The sequence below is a fragment of the Pseudomonas sp. B8(2017) genome, assembly GCF_002113575.1.
In the GTDB taxonomy this organism is placed as follows: Bacteria; Pseudomonadota; Gammaproteobacteria; order Pseudomonadales; family Pseudomonadaceae; genus Aquipseudomonas; species Aquipseudomonas putida_Z.
Map to the genome: position 1 here is coordinate 25,782 of NZ_NEIO01000004.1, position 15,489 is coordinate 41,270.

General features: G+C 65.0%; 16 protein-coding genes. 8 read left to right on the forward strand and 8 right to left on the reverse strand.

What is annotated here, in order from left to right; translation table 11 throughout:
* Positions 1-102: 102 nt before the first annotated feature.
* Together CAG22_RS08190 and CAG22_RS08195 are read right to left on the reverse strand one after the other, a co-directional pair.
* A complete protein-coding gene (locus tag CAG22_RS08190) occupies positions 103-309 on the reverse strand; it encodes a 4-oxalocrotonate tautomerase family protein (protein WP_061551649.1) in 207 nt (68 codons plus the stop codon).
* Between the two features lie 16 nt (positions 310-325).
* A complete protein-coding gene (locus tag CAG22_RS08195) occupies positions 326-1,060 on the reverse strand; it encodes an SDR family NAD(P)-dependent oxidoreductase (RefSeq protein WP_025338804.1) in 735 nt (244 codons plus the stop codon).
* A 124-nt stretch (positions 1,061-1,184) separates the two neighbouring features.
* Between CAG22_RS08195 and CAG22_RS08200 the strand changes: the two genes are divergently transcribed.
* Together CAG22_RS08200 and CAG22_RS08205 are read left to right on the forward strand one after the other, a co-directional pair.
* A complete protein-coding gene (locus CAG22_RS08200; RefSeq protein ID WP_003259239.1) occupies positions 1,185-2,093 on the forward strand; it encodes a LysR family transcriptional regulator in 909 nt (302 codons plus the stop codon).
* A 106-nt stretch (positions 2,094-2,199) separates the two neighbouring features.
* Entirely contained in the window at positions 2,200-2,472 is a 273-nt protein-coding gene (locus tag CAG22_RS08205; RefSeq protein ID WP_085617081.1) for a hypothetical protein, read from the forward strand.
* 126 nt (positions 2,473-2,598) lie between these two features.
* Here the strand turns inward: CAG22_RS08205 and CAG22_RS08210 are convergent, their stop codons facing one another.
* Positions 2,599-3,249, reverse strand: a complete 651-nt coding sequence (locus tag CAG22_RS08210) for a TIGR04211 family SH3 domain-containing protein (protein ID WP_085692793.1) — start codon at positions 3,247-3,249, stop codon at positions 2,599-2,601.
* A gap of 271 nt (positions 3,250-3,520) precedes the next feature.
* Here CAG22_RS08210 and CAG22_RS08215 point away from each other — a divergent pair, with 271 nt between their 5' ends.
* Entirely contained in the window at positions 3,521-4,000 is a 480-nt protein-coding gene (locus CAG22_RS08215; RefSeq protein WP_085617079.1) for a VOC family protein, read from the forward strand.
* Between the two features lie 260 nt (positions 4,001-4,260).
* The gene (gene dddP / locus CAG22_RS08220) at positions 4,261-5,607 is read left to right on the forward strand and encodes a dimethylsulfonioproprionate lyase DddP (protein WP_085591578.1); all 1,347 of its coding nucleotides are present in this window, start codon (positions 4,261-4,263) and stop codon (positions 5,605-5,607) included.
* Positions 5,608-5,775: 168 nt separating this feature from the next.
* On the opposite strand, the gene CAG22_RS08230 is transcribed toward dddP, so the two are convergent.
* On the reverse strand, positions 5,776-7,524 hold the full coding sequence (locus CAG22_RS08230; RefSeq protein ID WP_075044977.1) for a BCCT family transporter: 1,749 nt from the start codon (positions 7,522-7,524) through the stop codon (positions 5,776-5,778).
* A 315-nt stretch (positions 7,525-7,839) separates the two neighbouring features.
* Between CAG22_RS08230 and CAG22_RS08235 the strand changes: the two genes are divergently transcribed.
* From CAG22_RS08235 to CAG22_RS08250, 4 genes are all read left to right on the forward strand, one after another.
* Positions 7,840-8,157 carry a hypothetical protein gene (locus CAG22_RS08235; protein ID WP_025338810.1) on the forward strand — a complete coding sequence of 106 codons (318 nt, stop codon included), beginning with the start codon at positions 7,840-7,842 and terminating at the stop codon, positions 8,155-8,157.
* Between the two features lie 8 nt (positions 8,158-8,165).
* A complete protein-coding gene (locus CAG22_RS08240; protein WP_012271937.1) occupies positions 8,166-8,366 on the forward strand; it encodes a DUF1289 domain-containing protein in 201 nt (66 codons plus the stop codon).
* Positions 8,367-8,416: 50 nt separating this feature from the next.
* Positions 8,417-9,058, forward strand: coding sequence for a LysE family translocator (locus CAG22_RS08245; RefSeq protein ID WP_085591575.1), 642 nt, complete (start codon positions 8,417-8,419; stop codon positions 9,056-9,058).
* A gap of 166 nt (positions 9,059-9,224) precedes the next feature.
* Positions 9,225-10,013: an ABC transporter substrate-binding protein gene (locus CAG22_RS08250; RefSeq protein WP_085591573.1), complete on the forward strand. Its 789-nt coding sequence runs from the start codon at positions 9,225-9,227 to the stop codon at positions 10,011-10,013.
* Positions 10,014-10,034: 21 nt separating this feature from the next.
* Here the strand turns inward: CAG22_RS08250 and CAG22_RS08255 are convergent, their stop codons facing one another.
* The 4 genes from CAG22_RS08255 to CAG22_RS08275 all read right to left on the reverse strand — a co-directional run bounded on the left by CAG22_RS08255 (position 10,035) and on the right by CAG22_RS08275 (position 15,266).
* A complete protein-coding gene (locus tag CAG22_RS08255; protein ID WP_085705194.1) occupies positions 10,035-11,054 on the reverse strand; it encodes an XdhC family protein in 1,020 nt (339 codons plus the stop codon).
* Between the two features lie 146 nt (positions 11,055-11,200).
* Positions 11,201-12,544, reverse strand: a complete 1,344-nt coding sequence (locus CAG22_RS08265; RefSeq protein WP_085705196.1) for a cytochrome c — start codon at positions 12,542-12,544, stop codon at positions 11,201-11,203.
* A gap of 17 nt (positions 12,545-12,561) precedes the next feature.
* A complete protein-coding gene (locus CAG22_RS08270) occupies positions 12,562-14,811 on the reverse strand; it encodes a molybdopterin cofactor-binding domain-containing protein (protein ID WP_085705198.1) in 2,250 nt (749 codons plus the stop codon).
* Positions 14,811-15,266, reverse strand: a complete 456-nt coding sequence (locus CAG22_RS08275) for a (2Fe-2S)-binding protein (RefSeq protein ID WP_085705200.1) — start codon at positions 15,264-15,266, stop codon at positions 14,811-14,813. Before CAG22_RS08275 ends, CAG22_RS08270 begins: the two co-directional genes overlap by 1 nt.
* Positions 15,267-15,489 lie beyond the last annotated feature (223 nt).

The following is a 15,489-nucleotide window of genomic DNA, read 5'->3' on the forward strand; positions in this document are numbered from 1 at the left end:
GCCGGCAAGCCAGCTCCCACAGGTACAGCGATAGCCTGAAGGCAGCGCCGTACCTGTGGGAGCTGGCTTGCCGGCGATTGGGCCGCAAGGCGGCCCCTGGGGTCACCCTCGCTCTCGGGCCCGCACCGCGGTCACTGTCTCTCCGCCAACCCCCCAGTTATCGGTCGGCACCTCCTCGATCACCACAAAGGTACTGGCCGGCGGCTTGCCCAGCACCTGCTGCAGCATGCGGGTCGTCTGTTCGATCAGCTGGCGCTTGTGCTCAGCGCTCACGCCTTCATCGGTTACGCGAATATGGACATAGGGCATGGTTCTCGCTCCTCTGTCAGTGCCAGGTGCCAGCGGTGCTACCGCCATCCACCGGCAGGATCACGCCGCTGACGAAGCGTGAGTCGGCCAGGTACAACACTGCATCCACGACATCCTGTGGCAAGCCGGTGCGGCCACTGGGTGACAGCGCGCCCATGCCTTGTGTGTTGCCGCCATGCAGCGGTGTTTCGATGATCCCCGGCGCCACCGCATTCACCTGTACGCCGCTGGCTGCCAGTTCCAGCGCCAGGCCTTTCACCGCCTGGTTCAGGCCACCCTTGACCAGTACCGGCAGCAGGGCCGGCACGCGGGTGTCCGGTTGCAAGGCGATGGAGGCGGTGATGGCGATGATCTGCCCATGCCCTTGCCTGGTCATGATCCGCGCCGCTTCCTGGGCCGGGTAGAAGAACCCCTTGAGGTTGGTACCGACCAAGGCGTCGACATCCGCTTCGCTGTACTCGGCAAATGGCTTGGCAATGAAGATGCCGGCGTTGTTGATCAGCAGGTCGACCCCGCCAAAGGCTTGCTCGGCGCTGGCGAACAGGCGCTGCGCCGTGCCCGGTTCGGCGATGTCGCCAGCCACGCCGATGAAGCGCGATGGGTTGCCGAGGCGGGCGGCGGCTTGCTCAAGGCGGGCCTGGCTACGGGCGTTGCCGACCACGTTGTCGCCGCGTTCGAGGAAGGCCTCGGCCAGGGCGAAACCCAGGCCGCTCGAGGCCCCGGTAATGATGACGGTGCGTGGCGTGTTCATGTGCATGATCTCCAGTGAAGTGAGCCATGGGCTCGGTGTGAAGCCACTGTAGGTTGCAATCAGCACTTGAAAAATGAGGCGCGGGGCATTTCAATCGATACATCATGTAATCAATCGAGCCGTCATGACCCGCCATTTCGACGATCTGCAACTGGGCAGCCTGGAGCTGTTCTGCCTGGCCGCCGACAGCGGCAGCTTCACTGCCGCGGCCACGGAGGCCGGCGTTACGCCGGCGGCGGTCAGCCGCAGCGTGGCGCGCCTGGAAGAGCGCCTGGGTGTGCGCCTGTTCGTCCGCACCACCCGGCAGATGCGCCTGTCCGCAGCCGGCCAGGCCTATTACCAGCAATGTCGGCAGGCACTGGGGCAGCTGGTCGAGGCCGAGCGCCAGGTCACGGGCGGGCAGGTCGAGCCGAGCGGCCGCCTGCGTATCAGTGCACCCACGCCCTATGCTCATCACCGGCTATTGCCGCTGCTGCCGCGGTTTCGCCAGCGTTACCCAAAGGTGCAGGTGGATGTGCATGTCAGCAACCGCAACGTCGACTTTGCCGAGGAACCGTTCGACCTGGCCATTCGTGGTCGCGAGCCGGCCGATTCGCGGCTGGTGGCGCGTCGCCTGGAAGATGCCGAACTGGTGGTGGTGGCCACGCCGGGCTACCTGGCCCGTGCCGGCACGCCACGAACACCGCACGACTTGCTGCAACATGAGTGCATCCAGTTCGAACTGCCCAGCAGTGGCCGCCGCCCGCCGTGGAGCTTCCTTCAGGATGGCCAGCAGGTGGAGATCGAAACCCAGGGTGGGTTCACCTGCCTGGGCGACTTCCTCGCCACCGCCACGCTGGTGCGCCACGGCGGCGGGCTGATGCAGGCTTATCGCTTTACCGTGCAGGACGCACTGGCCAGTGGCGAACTGGTGGAAGTGCTCGCCGAGTTTGGCGGCACTTCGCGGCCGTTCATGCTGATCTACCCCCAGGCCCGGCACATGCCGCTGCGGGTGCGGGTGTTCATCGATTTCCTGTTTGCCGAGGGGGCATAGCCCCTGGGCTGAAGCGAGGCGCCGGGGCGTATGGCCGACTATGCTGTTTGCTGCGTCGAGCCAATGTCATCTCGACGACCCTTCAGGTTTTCCAGGAGAACGCTCCATGAAATCCACGAAATGCATACCTTTGCTGGTGATTGCCTCGGTCCTCAGTTTTGCCGCACACGCAGACCCGGCGAGCAACTGTGCGGCCAAGATCAAGGAGCTTGAAGACATTCAGAAGACTGATGGCCAGGCGCTGCACGGTGGCATGGCGCATGACTACCACGAGCTGTTGAAGCAGGCCAAGGAAGGGCAGGCTGCGGGTGACATGATCAAGTGCCAGGCCTCCGCCGACCGGGCCAAGACCATCTACAACAAGGCGCGCGGGAAGTAGCTGCAGTCCTGCACTGGCCTCTTCGCGGGCTCGCCCGCTCCCACAGGTACTGCACAGGCCTTGAGCCTGTTGGAAATCCTGTGGGAGCGGGCAAGCCCGCGAAGAGGCCAGTGCAGGAAAGCCCAGTCAGAACCAGCGATCATTCTTCCTGCGCCCACGGGTCAGCGCTGGCAGGATCAGCCCCGCCAGCAAGCCCGCGCCGGCAATGCTGCCGCCATACACCATGTAGCGCATCATCACCTGCTTGTTCTCGTCCCCCAGGCGGGCCTGGGTATCGCGCAGCTGCGACTGGCTCTGGTCGAGCTGTTCATTCAGCGCCTTGTTGCGCGCCTCCAGTTCGTCGATCAGCTTCTTGCGTGAATCCAGGGTTTCCTGCATGCCCTGCACGCGGCTCTTCCAGCTGTCGTCGATGTTCTTCAACTGCCCGGTCAGGTCCGCGACCTGGGCATCGAGCTGCGGCAGGCGCTCGCTCTGGCCTGGCACCGACTGCAGGTCGTTGCTGAGAATCCACACCACATCGCCGTTCTGCCCGCGCACCTGGCTGTAGTTGCCCTGGCTGCCGATCAGGGTCAGCTTCTGCCCGGACTTGAGTGTACCGACAATGCGGTGGCCATCGGTGGGGCCGCTGCGCACGTAGGTGCTCAGGCTGTCGCTGACCCAGCGTGCGTCGCTGGCAGGCTCTTCGGCGTGCACCGGTGCGGCAAGGGCCACCAGGGTGGCGATCAGGCCGCCGCGCAGGGCAGTGAGGGCGGAAGCAGTTGGGCGGGAATCGGGCATGTTGGGTCTTCGCTGAAACAGGACAAAAGTAGGCCCGGTGACTGGGCCGATGAACCGGTCGGTGAGTTGACCGTCAGCCAAAGACCGTTTTTTTGTAGGCGGGTTCACTACCTGACGTCGGAAATGTCTGCAGGATGTTGCAGGACCCGGCTTGGCTTTGCTGCATTGCCAATGAGGAAAATGTCGTGGAGTACCCCTTGTCGATCCTGTGAATTCACCCTGCTTGCCGGGGCTAGACTCTGGAGTTCACATTCATTCATGGAGCAAGACCATGACTGCCAGGAACACCATCTGCCTCTGGTACGACAATGATGCCGAGGAGGCAGCCAACTTCTATGCCAGCGTCTTCCCCGACAGCAAGGTAATCGCGCTGCACAAGGCGCCGAGTGATTACCCGTCGGGCAAGGAGGGCGACGTGATCACGGTCGAATTCACCGTCATGGGCATTCCCTGCGTGGGGCTCAATGGAGGCAAGGCCTTCACGCACTGCGAGGCTTTTTCATTTCAGGTCAGCACCGAGGACCAGGCCGAGACCGACCGCTTGTGGGATGCCATTGTCAACAATGGCGGCCAGGCCAGCGTCTGCGGCTGGTGCAAGGACAAATGGGGGATTTCGTGGCAGATCACCCCGCGCATCCTCATCGAAGCCATCGGGCACCCCGATCGGGCGGCGGCCAAGCGGGCGTTCGAGGCCATGATGCAGATGGGCAAGATCGATGTGGCCAGGATAGAGGCGGCGTTGAAGGGCTGATTACGGCAGTGAAGGCATCTTGATCGGGGGCTGATCGGGGTGGGCGTGCTTGACCATGAGTTTTTGTAATCAATAAGCCCTAGAAAATGTCGATGTATCGGCTCGCAGCCCCGCCCTAGACTCGGGTAGCAATTGGGGGCTCCGCTGCTCATTCAAAGGGACTGATCGAATGAGCAGGCGTATCAACGCACGATGAAGCGTACGCCAACCCCGATGCATCGCTGTTTTCCAGACAACAAGAACCAGGAAATCCGCACGCCATGATGACATCGCCGTTCTCGATCCCCGCCAATGCCCGCCGTATCGACCCGTCGCGCCAGCGCGCCGCTGCGCTCAAGGCCGACGGTTCGGTCGACGACAACGACCGCACCGAAATCGGCCCTACGCCGCTGGCCTTTGCCGAGTGGGCTGCCCTCGGCCTGCAGGCGCCGCACCTGCCAACCATGCGCGAGTACCGCCTGCAGCGTATCCGCGAGCAGCTGGTGGCCCGCGACCTCGGTGGCATCCTGCTGTTCGACCCACTGAACATCCGCTATGCCACCGACACCACCAACATGCAGCTGTGGACCACCCACAATCCCGCGCGAGCCTGTTTCGTCGCCGCCAGCGGCCATGTGGTGCTGTGGGACTTCCATGGCTGCGATCACCTGTCTGCGCATTTGCCGCTGGTAAGCGAACTGCGCAGTGGCGCTTCGTTCTTCTATTTCGAAACCGGTGACCGCACCGAGGAACATGCCCGGCGCTTCTGCGCCCAGGTCGACGAACTGCTGCGCACCCATGCCGGCAACAACCGCCGCCTGGCCGTGGACCGCATCGAAGTCGCCGGCCTGCGCGCCCTCGATGCGCTCGGCGTGCAGGTGCACAATGGCCAGGAAGTGACCGAATTCGCCCGGCTGATCAAAGGCCCCGACGAAATCCTCGCCATGCGCTGCGCCGTGGCTTCCTGCGAAGCCTCGGTGGCCGAAATGCGCCAGGCCATGCGTGCCGGGGCCACCGAGAACGATGTGTGGGCGGCGCTGCACAGCGGCAATATCCGCCGCGGCGGCGAATGGATCGAAACCCGCATCCTCAGCTCTGGCCCGCGTACCAACCCCTGGTTCCAGGAGTCCGGCCCGCGGGTGCTCGGTGACGGTGACCTGTTGTCGTTCGACACCGACCTGATTGGTGTATATGGCTTCTGCGTGGACATGTCGCGCAGCTGGATCTGCGGTGGCCTTGAGCCCACGGCAGAGCAGAAGCGCCTGTATCGCATTGCCCATGAACACATCCACGTCAACGCCGAAATGGTCAAGCCTGGCGTGCGCTTCACCGAACTCACCCGCAACGGCCACCGCTTGCCCGAGAGCTGCCGCGCGCAGCGTTACGGCGTGATGTTCCATGGGGTGGGGCTATGCGATGAGTACCCGAGCATTCGTTACCCGGAAGACCTCGAGTCCTATGGCTACGAAGGCGAACTGCAGCCGGGCATGGCCTTGTGCGTGGAGGCTTATGTGGGCGAAGTGGGCGGGCGTGACGGGATCAAGCTGGAGAACCAGTTGCTGGTGACCGAGGACGGGTATGAGCTGTTGACCCATTACCCGTTCGAGGAAAGCTTCCTGCGCGATTGATTGGGCACCTGAAACCTGCGCCGTACCCGTGTAGGAGCGGCTTTAGCCGCGAACACCGGCAAAGCCGGTGCCATCCACCGCGCCGCCTGCTTCGCGGGTAAACCCGCTCCCACAAGGTACGGCGCAGGCTCCGGCTCACGCGGTCCCTGTGGGAGCGGGCTTGCCCGATCAGTTGCCGGTCACTTCGGCCTCTGCCGACGCCGGCTTGGCCGAAGTCTTCTTCTCCTGCACCACGATGTAGAACTCTTCGCCATGCTTCACCGCGCCATACAGCACGGCCTTTTCGATCAGTTCGTTGCCGCGCAGGTGGCGCAGCATCATCGGGTCCTTGCGCAGGTCGCGGTACAGCGCCAGGCACAGCAGCACCATCACCACCACGAACGGCAGGGCCACGACGATGGTCAGGTTCTGCAGGCCGGTCAGCGCCTCGCCGGGGTCGCGCGGGTCACCGATTGCCAGCATGATCGCCGCAACAGTACCGGTCAGCGCACCCCAGAAGATCACCGTACGTCGCGATGGCGTGGTGGTGCCGTGTTCCGACAGCGTGCCCATCACCAGCGAGGCCGCATCGGCACCGGAGACGAAGAAGATACCCACCAGAACCATCACCAGCACCGATGTCGCCGAGGCCAGCGGGTAGCTGTCCAGCAACTGGTACAGCGCGTGGTTGCTGTTGACCGCACCATTGGCCAGCTGGAAGGCGCCCTCGCGCAGGGCGTCGATACTCGCGCCGCCAAAGATGGTGAACCACACCAGGCTGACCAGGCTCGGTACCAGCAGCACCCCGGTAACGAACTGGCGGATGGTGCGGCCGCGGCTGATGCGGGCGATGAACATGCCCACGAACGGCGTCCAGGAAATCCACCAGGCCCAGTAGAACACGGTCCAGCCGGCCAGCCAGCTGTTCATCTGCTCACCGCCGCTGGCGTTGGTGCGGGCCATCATTTCCGGCAGCATCTTGACGTAGATGCCGATCGAGGTTGGCAGCAGGTTGAGCATCAGCAGGGTCGGGCCGACCATGAACACGAACAGCGCCAGCACCAGCGCCAGCACCATGTTGGTGTTGGACAGCCACTGGATGCCCTTGCCGATGCCCGACACCGCCGAGGTGACGAAGGCGATGGTCAGCAGGGTGATGATCGAGATGTAGAACAGCTTGCCGGGGCTTTCGATCCAGCCGTTGTACTCCAGGCCGCCGGCGATCTGCAGCGCGCCCAGGCCCAGCGAGGCCGCCGAGCCGAACAGCGTGGCGAAGATCGCCATCATGTCGATCAGGCGGCCGAGCGGGCCGTTGGCATGCTTGCCGATCAACGGCCGGAAGGCGGCGGAAATCAGCTGCGAGCGGCCGCGACGGAAGGTGCCATAGGCAATCACCAGGCCGACGATGGCATACATGGCCCAGGGGTGCAGGGTCCAGTGGAACAGCGTGGTGGCCATGGCCACCTGCATCGCTTCGCTGGATTGCCCGGCGGCCGTCCCAGGCGGTGGCGACACATAGTGCGACAGCGGTTCGGCAACGCCGAAGAACATCAGGCCGATGCCCATGCCGGCGCTGAACATCATCGCCACCCACGACACCGTACGGAATTCTGGCTGTTCGCCATCACGGCCCAGCGGGACCCGGCCGTAACGGCTGGCCGCCAGCCACAGCACGAACACCACGAACAGCGTGGAGGTGAGCACGAAGAACCAGCCGAAGTTGAGAATGACCCAGGATTGCGCGCTGGAGGCGCTGCTGGCGAGGCTGGCCTGGTTGAGGAAGCCCCAGAGGACGAAAGCGATTGCCAGGAGGCTGGTGAAACCAAAGACGATCCAGTCGAGCTTGCCCTCGAAACGCCGGTCCTGGCGCGCTTCCGCGGTTTTCGAGGGGTCCGTCACGCCAAGGTCGAGCGTTTCGGTGATGTGTTCCTTTGCCATGAATGATGAGGCCCCTTTCTGGCTTACCTGCAGGTGCAGGCTTGTTGTTGTGTGGGCTACCGAGTTCGATGACTGCCTCGGCCGGGAGATTGCTGGCGGGATTATCCTGTGCACGAAACGGCGGCTCCTGTCCCGATAACGCCCCGGGGCGTCCATTACGCGACCTGCCAAATACTTTTAGTTCTGGGGGCGATGGCCCTTTCTGCTTCGCGTTCTGGTACCCTGATGGGCATTCCCCGGGCCTGCACATCCGAGCACCGTAGAAGCGCTGCTGCTTGTGGGCCTGGCCGTACCAGGAAACGGAGATTCGTCCAAATGGCCACTGACCGTGTGAGCCTGATTCATTTCGATAAATTGAGCATGAGCCCTGCCGCTGCCGATCGGTTCCAGAAAGCCCTCGACGCGCTGGAAGCGCTCAAGCTGCAGGACCGTTACGTGTATCTCATCGCTCCTTATCTGGGTGATATCGCTGACGCCTCCGACCCCGAGCAACTGGCCACCGCCCTGGAACAGGGCTTGCGCGTGGTCGACGAGCTGCTGGCCGCCAGGTCGGTCAGCAAGGTCAAGGCCGAGGAAGTGCGCCAGGTGTTCCACGGCGCCGCCGAGCGTGCGCGGGCAGAAATGCCCGGCTGAGTGGCGGCATGGCCAAAGACATCGACAACCCTTGCGTCTCGCTGTGCCAGCTCAATAGCGAGCTGTGCGTGAGCTGCGGCCGCACCCGTGACGAAATCCGCAAATGGCGGGGCATGAAACGCCCCGAGAAGATGGCCACCGTGCAGCGGGCGGCAACGCGGATGAAGGCTATCGCCAAGAAGGCGGCCAAGCGGCAGAATGCCGACTGAACCTGCGCACCCTGTGCGCGGCCTTTCCTGATTGTCTGACGAGCCTGAAAATGGATTCTCACTCGCTGTTTGCCTTTACCCTGGTCGCTGCCATCGCGATCGCCAGCCCCGGCCCTGCCACCCTGATGGCCATCAACAACAGCCTGGCCCATGGCCAGCGCAGCGCGATCTGGTCGTCGCTGGGCAATGGTTCGGGCCTGTTCTGCCTTTCTGCTGCGGCCATGCTGGGCTTGGGCGCGCTGCTGGCCAGTTCCGAAATGCTGTTCAACGCCGTGAAGATCCTGGGGGCGGGCTACCTGTTCTACCTGGGGGCGCGGCAATTGCTGAAAAAGAGCCCGATGCTGGCGCAGGGCGCCGCAGAGGGTGTGGCCAAGGTCCGGCCCACGCCGCTGAAGCTCTACAAGTCGGCCTTCCTCACGGCAGTGACCAACCCCAAGGCGACCATGTTCTTCACCGCACTGTTCCCGCAGTTCATCGACCAGGGGGCGGCGCTGCTGCCGCAGTTCCTGATCCTGACCGGGATATTCGTGGCGTTGTCGCTGGTTTCGCTGAGCCTGTATGCCGCGCTGGCGGCGCGGGCCAAGGGCGTGCTGACCCGGCCGTTGCTGTCGCGCTGGGTCAGCCGGGTGGTGGGCACCACCTTCATCGGTTTTGGCGCGGCGATCCTGGCGATGCGCCGGCAGGGGGCCTGAAGTACGAGGGCCGCTCCTTCTGGCCGATAAAAGGCCAACCTGATGGCCATACATGGTCCAGACTGTCTACAGCACGCACAGATGGGTGCTGCAGTCGACCACAGGATGTGGCAGCCTTTGGCCACCGCTCCGGGTCTGCGGATGTCACATGTGCCGAGGGTTGTCGATGATCGAGCGCTGCTTTCGCCACGCCTTGTTGCTGTTGCCGTGCCTGCTGCTGCCGCTGGCGGCGGTAGCGCATGAGGAATGCCGGCGGCTGACTGCCACCGGCAACCCGGAATACCCCCCCTACCTGTGGCGCGACCCGCAGAACCCCGAGCAACTGATCGGTGCCAATGCCGACCTGCTCAAGTACCTGGGCAAGCAGTTGGGGCTGGAAATCGAGGTGGTCTACGGCGGGCCGTGGTCGCGCGCCCAGGAAGAAGTGCGCACGGGCCGGATCGACCTGATGGCTGGGTATTTCCTGACCGAGGCCCGCCGGCAACAGATGGACTTCATTGCCCCGGCATTCCTGCATACCCCCAGCGTTGTCTGGGTGCGCCAGGACAATACCTTTGCGTACAAGCAATGGGCCGACCTGAAGGGGCGCAAAGGCGGCACGCTGGTCAACAACAGCCACGGCCAGCAGTTCGACGACTACGCCAGGACCAACCTCACCCTCGAAGCGGTACCCGGTGCCAGGCAGGCATTCGAGAAGTTGATGCACAAGCGCAGCGATTATGTGGTGTACGAGCAGTATCCCGGCTTGGCGCTGGCGCGCACATTGGGGATTGCCGACACTTTGCAGGTGCTGGAGCCACCGATATCCAGCGAAGGGCTGTACCTGGCGCTGTCGCATGACTCGCCCTGCAACCAGCCGCAGCTGCGTGAGGCGCTGGCGAGGGAGATGGAAAAGATCGTTGCCGGGGCGTTGCCGGAGCAACTGCTGCAGCAAAACCTGGAGCGTTGGCAATAAATAGCAGCCTGGTATGCGGTCCTACAAGGACCGGGCCAGTTGCTCGGCTTCCTTGGCCCGGGTCACGTTGACTGCGCCGGGCAGGGTGACATCGTTCTTCGCCGCTAGGATCTCGGCCATGACGCTGACGGCAATCTCGGCTGGGGTCTTGCTACCGATATAAATGCCGATAGGGCCGTGCAGGCGCTGCAACGACGCTTCGCTTTCGCCAAAGTGTTCGATCAGCCGCTCGCGGCGCAGCTGGCTGTTGCGCCGTGAGCCGATGGCACCGATATAGAACGCCGGGCTGTGCAGGGCTTCGAGCAGGGCCAGGTCGTCCAGCTTGGGGTCGTGGCTGACGGCGACGATGGCGCTGCGCAGGTCTGGGGCGAAGGCGCGGACCACATCGTCCGGCATGCCGGCCAGGTGGTTGACGCCGGCAACGTTCCAGCCGGCCGTGTACTCGGGGCGCGGGTCGCACAGTGAAACGCTGAAGCCATTGAACAGGGCCATGGTCGCCAGGTATTCGGCCAGCGCGCCGGCACCGATCAGCAGCAGGCGGTAGCCGGGGCCGAGGGTGCTGAGCATGTGCTGGCCATCGAAGCTGAACAGTTCGGGCGTGGTGGTGGCGGTGAGGCTGGCTTCACCGCTGCGCAGGTCGAGCCCACGACGTACCAGGCTGCCGCCGTCGAGGCCGGCGAGCAGTTGTTCGAGGTGTTGCAACGAAGGGGCGAATTCCAGCACCAGTTCGAGGGTGCCGCCACAGGGCAGGCCGAAGCGGTGGGCCTCGTCGGCGCTGACGCCATAGCGCACCACCTGGGGAAGGCCGCCGGGCATGCCGGGGCCGCCGTAGGCACTGGTGTAGCGGTGAATGAGGTCGTCCTCGATGCAGCCGCCAGAGACACTGCCAACCACACGGCCGTCGCTGCGCAGGGCCATCATCGAGCCCACCGGGCGGGGGGAGGAGCCCCAGGTGCGGGCGACCGTGGCGAGCAGGGTGCGGTGGCCGGCGGCGAGCCAGTCTCGGGTGGTGCGCAGGACCAGCAGGTCGATGCTTTCCATGGGTACTCCATTGAACCTGATGTTGGCTGTGCCGGCCTCTTCGCGGGCTTGCCCGCTCCCACAGGGACCCCACAGTCCTGAAGGGCGGCGCCAAACCTGTGGGAGCGGGCATGCCCGCGAAGAGGCCGGTACAGGCATTACCCACTTCAGCGCATGTGCAAAATGATCGGGCTACTGCTGGCCGGGTCGGTATGCCCACGCAACTTGCCCACCGCCTGCGCATTCACCGCGCCACCATTGTTCCCCCAGGCACTGCGCACGAAACCCAGCACATCAGCAATTTCCTGGTCACTCAACTGCTCACGGAAGGCCGGCATGCGATAGGCATCGGGCAACCCGGCCGTCACCACCCGCTGCGAACCATTGAGGGTGATATTGATCGCCGAGGCGTCTTCCTTGGCCAGTGCCGAAGTAGCGCCGGCCAAAGGTGGCATCCACTCGGCCTGGCCCTTGCCGTCCAGGCCATGGCACGACGCACAGCGGGTTACATAGGTATGCGCCCCAGGGCTGTCGAGCCGCGCCGCCGTCGTTTCGGCCTCGTACTGCCACGGCGCACCGTCGCGTTGCGGGTCGCCGGGCAGCGACTTCAGGTAGCGGGCGATGGCGGCCAGGTCGTCGTCACTCATGAACTGCGTGGAGTTGTTGAATGCCTCGGTCATCGAACCGAATACCACCGCATGCCGGTTGCGCCCGGTCTTGAGGAACTGCGCGATCTCGGCCTCGCTCCAGCGCCCCAGCCCGGTGTTGGGGTCGGTACGCAGGCTCGGTGCATACCAGCCATCGAGCAGGGCACCAGCGAGGAACGGCTTGCCGCTGTCATCCAGGGCCTTTTCGTTGAAGGCCAGGCCGCGCGGCGTATGGCAGCTGCCACAGTGGCCAGGGCCCTGGACGATGTAGGCGCCACGGTTCCACTGGGCATCCTGCCCGGCCTGGTCGGCGTATGGCGCGGTGGCGGCGAACAGGCCGTTCCACATGGCAATGGGCCAGCGCCAGTTCAGCGGCCAGGGAATGTCGCTGGCAAGGTTCGCTTGCTGCACGGGTTGCACGCCGTGCATGAAGAAGGCGTACAGCGCCTTTACATCGTCATCGCTGAGCTTGGCGTAGGACGGGTAGGGCATGGCCGGGTACAGCCGCCGGCCACCGGGTGCGACGCCCTGGCGCACGGCACGGTCGAAGTCGGCCAGGCTGTAGTGGCCGATGCCGGTGTCGCGGTCGGGGGTGATGTTGGTGGCGTGGATCGCCCCCAGCGGGGTGGCCATTTCCAGCCCGCCGGCGAACGGTTTGCCGTCCGGCAGGCTGTGGCAGGCCACGCAGTCGCTGAGGCGGGCCACGTACTCGCCACGGCTGACCAGCGCTGGGTCGGCAGTGGTGGCCTGCGCATCGGCGAATGGCGAGGCGGGCTCGCGGGTGACGTACCAGGCCAGCAGGCCTGCCGCGACCAGGCACGGCAGCGCCAGCCAGCCAGCGGTTCTTGCGAAACGGTGGGTCATGGGGCGTCCTTGTGTGCTCAGCTGAAGGTATGGCGGCTCAATGGCAGGCTGCGCACGCGCTGGCCGGTCAGCTGCGCGACTGCGTTGGCCACCGCCGGTGCCACCGCGGGCAACGGTGGCTCGCCGATGCCGCCCATCTTCGCCCCGCTTTCGACAATGCGCACATGCACCCTGGCCATGCGCGACGGCGGCAGGATCGGGTACAGGTCGTAGTTGCGCGCGCGCGGCTTGCCATCCACGTACACCGCTTCTTCCAGCAGTGTCTGCGACAGGCCCAGGGCGACGGCGCCGTTGACCTGGTGCTCGATGATCGCCGGGTTGACGATGCTGCCCGGGTCGATGGCCTGCCAGATGTCGTGCACCTTGACCTGGCCATTCTCGATCGACACCTCGGCAATGACCGCTGCCTCCGAGCCGAACGGCGAGGCCATGGCCACGCCACGCGCTCGTTTGCTGCCATCCTCGGCGGTGAACGGCCCACGTTTCCAGCCGCCGGACAGTTCGGCGACGGCCTGCAACAGGTTGGTCAGGCGCTGGTTGTCGCGCAGCAGGTGCAGGCGTAGTTCGAACGGGTCCTTGCCGCCTTTGTCGGCCAACTCGTCGAGGAACGACTCATAGAAGAAGTCGTTCAGCGAGTTGCCCACCGAGCGCCAGTAGCCGAGCATGGCCGGGCCTTGCACGTAGATCTGCGCGATGCGCTTGTTGGCGATGGCGTAGGACTTGCCCGACAACCCTTCGAGCGCGGTCGGGTCGAGCTTTTCGCCTTGCTTGCCAGCGATGGCTTCGGTCGGGCCTTCGGTGGCGCTCACGGCTTCGAGGGCCACCGGCAGGCCGTCGGCATCCAGCCCGGCGCGGAACTTCACCACGGCGACCGGGCGCAGCACATCGCGGAGGAATTCCTCTTCGCGGCTCCAGATGAGTTTCACCGGCCGGCCGACCGCCTTGGCCAGGGCAATGGCCTGTGGGTAGGGGTTGGCCGAGTCGTACAGGAAGTGGCGGCCAAAGAAACCGCCCAGCAACGGCGAATGCAGGGTGATCTGCGCCGGGGCCAGGCCGGTGCGCTTGGCAATGTCGTCACGGAACATGTCCGGTGCCTGGTTGGGCAGCCACACCTCCAGGGTGCCGTCCGGGTTGAAGCGCGCCAGTGCCGACGGCGGTTCCAGCTGGGCGTGGTTGAGGTACTGGTTGTGGTAGGTTGCTTCGACCCGGGTCTTGGCACTGGCCAGCATGCCGGCCACATCGCCCTGGTTTTCGTCGTCGCGCGCCGGGCCCGTGACCGTGGCCAGGTGCTCGCGCCAGCCATCGCTGGAGAAGTCGGCCGGCATTGGCCGTACCGGGCTGTCGGCCGCGGGCTCCTTCCAGTCCACCTGGATGGCTTCGACCGCGCGCTTGGCGTGCCACCAGCGTTCGGCAACCACGGCCACGGCACCCGGCAGCTGATGCACCGAATGCACGCCCTTCATGGCCTTGACCTGGTCTTCGTTGCGCAGGCTGCCGACGGTCATGCCCAGGCGTGGCGCGTGCTGCACGGCAGCGTGGAGCATGCCGTCGACCTTGATATCGATGCTGTACACAGCCTTGCCGGTGGACTTGTCGTAGGCATCCAGGCGACGTACCGGCTTGCCGATCCAGCGAAACTGGCTGGGGTCGCGCAGCTTGACGCTGGCCGGGTCCGGCACCGGCAGGTCCATGGCCCGCCCGGCCAGCTCACCGTAGGGGATGGAGCGGCCAGTCGTGGTATGTACCACGTTACCCGGCGTGGTGGAGAGTTCTTCGACCGGCACGCCCAGCTGCTCGGCGCCCGCCTGCAGCAGCATGGCCCGGGCGAGGGCGCCCAGGCGGCGCATGGTCGGGTAGCTCATGCGCACCGACATGCTGCCGCCAGTGATACGCATGCCATTTTCCATCACTACATAGGCTTCGCCGGGCGGCGCGCTGTCGACAACGAAATTGGCCGGGTCGACGTCCAGCTCTTCACCAACGATCTGCGCCATGGCGGTGAAGGGGCCTTGGCCACCTTCCATGAACGGGCTGAGCAGGCGTACTTTGCCGTCCGGGCGGATCTCCAGAAACGCCGGCACCTGGGTACCGCGCTCCGGGGTTGCTGCGGCGGCTGCCTGTACGCGGGCCGACCCCATGGGCAGGCCGAAGCCCAGCACCAGGGCACCGACAGCCGTGCCGGCAAGAAAGCGCCGACGCGACAGGTTGACCGTTTCGCCCAGTTGCAGCTTGAGCAGTTCGGCGGGGGTATCGACTGGTGTGTTCATCAGGCCTTCTCCCCTTGGGCCAGCTCATGCACGGCGGCATGGATGGCGTTGTAGGTGCCGCAGCGGCACAGGTTGACCATGGCTGCCTCGATCTGCGCGTCACTGGGCTTGGGCGTGTGCTTGAGCAGCGCCGTGGCCGCCATTACCTGGCCGGACTGGCAGTAGCCGCACTGGGCCACCTGGTGCTCGACCCAGGCCGCGACCACCCGTTTGCCGACGGCATCGGCCTCGATCGCCTCGATGGTGGTCACCTCGCGCCCGAGCACGCCGGCCACCGGGGTGACGCAGGCCCGCACCACGTTGCCGTCCACCAGCACCGAACAGGCGCCGCACTGGGCCAGGCCGCAGCCATACTTGGTGCCGGTCAGCCCCAGGTCATCGCGGATCACCCACAGCAGGGGCGTGTCGGCGTCTGCCTCGACCTGGTAGGTCTTCTGGTTGATGCGTAGTTCCATGGTTCACCTGCCCGTCAACGGTTGCTGTCGCTTGGTTTCTTCTGATCGGGGAATACGGTGCTCCCCAGTGCAGAAACGCTAGCACAGCGGGGTGACCGCTGGTCTGCTGGCGGGGGCAGGTTCAGAGGATCAGGCAAGCAATTCGGTGAAATGCGCAAGTCTGTGTCGGCCCTATCGCCGGCAAGCCGGCTCCCACCTCGCCCGTATCGACCGCAAGTCATGT